Source organism: Mesorhizobium sp. M4B.F.Ca.ET.017.02.2.1, from assembly GCF_003998955.1.
GTDB lineage: Bacteria > Pseudomonadota > Alphaproteobacteria > Rhizobiales > Rhizobiaceae > Mesorhizobium > Mesorhizobium abyssinicae.
This window is the reverse complement of sequence record NZ_RZOF01000451.1, coordinates 1-4,133: the sequence shown is the minus strand read 5'-3', so window position 1 is coordinate 4,133 and position 4,133 is coordinate 1. Positions and strand designations below refer to the sequence as shown.

Genomic DNA, 4,133 nt, shown 5'->3' with positions numbered 1-4,133 from the left:
GTCGGCAAGCCGAAGATCGTCGCCGTCGTGGCCGTCATGCGAAAGCTGCTGACCATTCTCAACGCCATCATCCGCGACCAAAAACCATGGCAAACAGCTTGACAGCCAAGACAGTCGCTCTCCCCGTATAGTGACGGGGAGAGGGGCGCTGTCATGGCCGGTTTCGCCAATCGCTAACGTTTCAGGAAAGGCGACGAGGTTGCGGCCAGCCCCTTCTCCCCGTCACTATACGGGGAGAAGTGCCCGGCAGGGCGATGAGGGGCTGCGCAGACTTCGACAATTTCGTGATCTCAGCCATAGATTGAAGCGGAGCGAGCGGCCTCGCCAAGGGCCCGCAATTCTCCTAACCTCGCGGAAACGTATTCGCGATGGGGGAGTTTCGCGTCATGAATTCCATGCTTCGCCGCCTTGCTCTCGCCGCCGCCTGCCCGGTCGGAGCCGGCGTGGCCTACTCGCTTGCGGAGGGCGGCGGCGATCTCATCGTCTTCGACTGGTCGGGCTATGAGGACCCGCTGCTGCATTCCGGCTACGCGGCGAAATACGGCGCCGAACCGACCTTCTCCTTCTTCGGCGACGAGGACGAGGCGTTCGAGAAGATGCGCGCCGGCTTCAAGGCCGATATCGCGCATCCCTGCTCGCAAAGCGTGGTCAAATGGCGCGAGGCAGGCCTGCTGCAGCCGCTCGACACCAACCGCATCGCTGGCTGGAAGGACCTCAACCCTGGCATCATGGCGATGAAGGATCTCGCCACCACAGCCGACGGCAAGGCCTGGTTCATGCCCTTCGACTGGGGCAACACCTCGCTGCTCTACCGCATCGACAAGGTGACGGCGCAAGAAGCGCAATCGCTCAGGATCTTCGCCGATCCGAAGTTCAAGGGGCGTGTCACCATCGGCGACAATGTCGACGACGCCTATGCGCTGGCGAGCCTGGTGATCGGATTGAAGGACTGGACCAAGATGACGGATGCCAAGTTCAGGGAGGCGTCCGACTTCCTGCGCCAGGTGCACAAGAATGTGCGCTTCTACTGGACCGACGACACCGACCTCAACCAGGCCTTCACCGGCAACGAGGTGGATCTCGTCTGGGGCTGGAACGAGACCTATGTGACGCTCAAGGGCCAGGGCATGCCGATCGAGATAAACCGCGACACCAAGGAAGGCCTGTCGACCTGGGTGTGCGGCTACGTGCTGATGAAGGACGCGCCGGGCAAGCTCGACCAGGCCTATGATTTCCTCAGCGCCGTCAACGCGCCCGGCGTATCGGACTATCTGGTCAAGACCTTCGGCTACGGTCACGGCAACGCCGCCGGCATGGCGGCGCTCGACCACAAGATCCTGGCCGAGCGCGGTTTCGACAATCTGGACAAGTTCCTCGACAAGACGCTGTTCCAGCAGCCGGTGGCGCCGGAGCTGAAGCAGCGGATGGTGGCCGAGTTCGAGAAGATCAAGGCCGGCTATTGACGACAGCAGTCGAAAGAACCGAGGTCGTCCTCGTCGGCGGCGGCTTCACCGGCCTGACGGCGGCGCTCGAGCTGAAGCGCGCCGGCATCGATTTCCTGCTTCTCGAAGCGCGTGACCGGGTCGGCGGGCGGGTCGAGGCCATCCTGAACGGGCTCGGCGAACGGATCGACAGTGGCGGCCAGTTCCTGTGCGAGGACATGCCGGAGCTGATGGCGCTGGCCAGGGCGCGCGGCAAGACATTCGTCGAGACCTATGTCGATGGCGATTTCATCACCCATCCACCGATGTCGGCCGCGCAGGCGGAGCGGACCTATGTCGCGGCGATGGCGATCCGCGACCGGCTGAACGGGATCGAGCCGGACGATCCGGCGATTGCCGGGCTGACCGTCGCCGACTGGCTCGGGCGCCAGAAGGACAGCGCCGACGCGAAGGCGGCCTTCCGTTCGATGATCGAGGGTCTCTGGTGCCTGGCGCTGGAGAAGGTGCCGCTCTGGTATCTGATCGACAATGATCGCCGCATCACCAACGAGGTGCCGGAGCTGCAATATTTTCTGCGCGAGACCATGCAGTCGCTGGCCGAGGATCTGGCCGGCGATCTCGGCGACCGGTTGCGATTGAACGAACCGGTGACGCGGGTCGAGCACGGACCGCAAGGCGTTCGCGTCACCACGGCCGGCGGTACGATCGAGGCGCGCCAAGCGTTGGTTGCGGTGCCGCCAGCCACGGCCGCGAAGATCGATTTCGCGCCCGCCCTGCCGACGAAGCTGGCGAAAGCGCTTGGCGTCTGGGAAAGCGGCGCCGTGGTCAAGATCCTGGTCCGTTACCGCAAGCCGTTCTGGCGCGATCGGGACTTGAGCGGCATGGTGATGTGGCGCGACATGCCGGGCCTGTTTGCCTGCGACGCCAGCAAGGATGCAGGGCATGCGGCGCTGGTCGTCTTCATCGGCGGACCCCTGGCGCTGCGCTGCCGCAAGCTGGGCGCCGCGGCGCTGCGCGCCGAAGTCACCGCCAAGCTCGTGGATGCGCTCGGTCCTGAGGCGGCCGATATCCTCGACTTCAACCAGCGCGACTGGACGGATGACCGCTGGAGCGGCGGTGGTTATAGCGACCTCATTGTCGATGTGACGGCGCGGGATGCCGAGCGCACGATCCTCGCCGGCGCGCCGCCGGTGCATTTCGCCTCGTCGGAGGTGTCGCCGTCATTCCCCGCCTATGTCGAAGGCGCGATCGTGGCCGGGCGCATCGCCGCCGGAAAAATCCTGGCTGGCCTTCAGTCCGCCATCGCCACCAGGGCCTCGGGATCGTAGGCGAGGCGGATCGGCGCGCCGACCGGGATGTCGTCGGCGCCGAAATCGTTGGTCTCGGTCACCGAGAGCGGCTTTTCCAGTCCGGGGATCTCGACGATCAGGTGGGTGATCTCGCCGAAATAGTGGCGCTCGACCACCTTGCCGGCAACCTCGAATTTCGCCGTCGCATTGTCCCACAGCACCCGCAGCCGTTCCGGCCGGATGCCGAGCGTCGCTTGGCCGCCGTTGCGGACGAAGGCCTTCGGCTTGTCTGTCCTCACACGCCCAAAGCCCAGCGTGTCGAGCACCAGCGAGGCGCCGTTCTCCTCGACGATTTCGGCCTTGACGAAGTTCATGCCGCCGAGGAAGTCGGCAACCTGGCGGTTGACCGGCCGCTGGTAGATTTCCTTCGGCGAGGCGACCTGCGCGATCTTGCCGCCGAACATCACGGCGATGCGATCCGACATGGCCAGCGCCTCATACTGGTCGTGGGTTACCAGCACGAAGGTGATGCCGACCGCCTGCTGCAGGCGGCGCAGCTCGACCTGCATCTGCTCGCGCAGTTTCTTGTCCAGCGCCGAGAGCGGCTCGCCGAGCAAGAGCACCTTGGGACGCATGACCAGCGCGCGGGCAAGCGCCACGCGCTGGCGCTGGCCGCCGGAAAGTTCGGTAGCGCCGCGCTTGCCGAGGCCGGTCAGCGACACCTGCGCCAGCGCCTCCTCGACGCGGCGTCGTTCCTCGTCGCCTTGCAGCTTCAGCCGCTTCAGCCCGTAGGCGACGTTCTGCTCGACGTTGAGATGCGGGAAGATCGCATAGCTCTGGAACACCATGTTGGTGGGCCGCCGATTGGCGGGGATGCCATCCATCGGCTGGCCGCCGACGGCGATCGAGCCGCTGGTCGGATTGTCGAAGCCGGCGATCATGCGCAAGAGCGTGGTCTTGCCGCAGCCCGAGGGACCAAGCAGCGAGAAGAACTCGCCTTCCTTGATGGTCAGCGAGGCATCGTCCAGCGCCTTGAAGGCGCCGTAGCTGCGCGTGACGTCGCGGATCTCGATCATGGCCCGCTCGGACTGGGGTCGCTCGGACTGGTGGGGCCGTTCGGCCAGGGACAATTCAGGCATAGAGGCCTCCCTCGTTCCGGGTGCGGCTGGCCGCGCGGCGGCGCAGGATCTCGGCAATGGTCATCAGCAGGAACGAGGCGAAGAGCAGCAGCGTGCCCAGCGCCAGCACACCCGGCAGCTTGGCCGCGAAACGCAGTTGACCCCAGATGTAGATGGGCAGCGTCGCCTCGGTGCCGGTCAGGAAGAAGGCGATGATGAACTCGTCGAGCGAGATGGTGAAGCAGACGAGCAGGCTGGAGATGATCGCCGGCATCACCATCGGC

The 4,133-nt window shown here is 65.3% G+C and carries 3 protein-coding genes and 2 pseudogenes; 3 read left to right on the top strand and 2 right to left on the bottom strand.

Annotation, left to right across the window (positions count from 1 at the left end; all coding sequences use genetic code 11):
• From EN738_RS31705 to EN738_RS31690, 3 genes and pseudogenes are all read left to right on the top strand, one after another.
• Nucleotides 1-102, top strand: a pseudogene (locus EN738_RS31705) (IS110 family transposase); the annotation flags it as partial.
• Nucleotides 103-386: 284 nt separating this feature from the next.
• A complete protein-coding gene (locus EN738_RS31695; protein WP_127287036.1) occupies nt 387-1,463 on the top strand; it encodes an extracellular solute-binding protein in 1,077 nt (358 codons plus the stop codon).
• Nucleotides 1,460-2,770: a flavin monoamine oxidase family protein gene (locus tag EN738_RS31690; protein WP_127287035.1), complete on the top strand. Its 1,311-nt coding sequence runs from the start codon at nt 1,460-1,462 to the stop codon at nt 2,768-2,770. Before EN738_RS31695 ends, EN738_RS31690 begins: the two co-directional genes overlap by 4 nt.
• Here EN738_RS31690 and EN738_RS31685 read toward each other — a convergent pair.
• Nucleotides 2,734-3,807, bottom strand: a complete 1,074-nt coding sequence (locus tag EN738_RS31685) for an ABC transporter ATP-binding protein (protein ID WP_127287037.1) — start codon at nt 3,805-3,807, stop codon at nt 2,734-2,736. The genes EN738_RS31690 and EN738_RS31685 overlap by 37 nt on opposite strands.
• A gap of 55 nt (nt 3,808-3,862) precedes the next feature.
• Nucleotides 3,863-4,133: pseudogene (locus tag EN738_RS31680) on the bottom strand (ABC transporter permease); the annotation flags it as partial.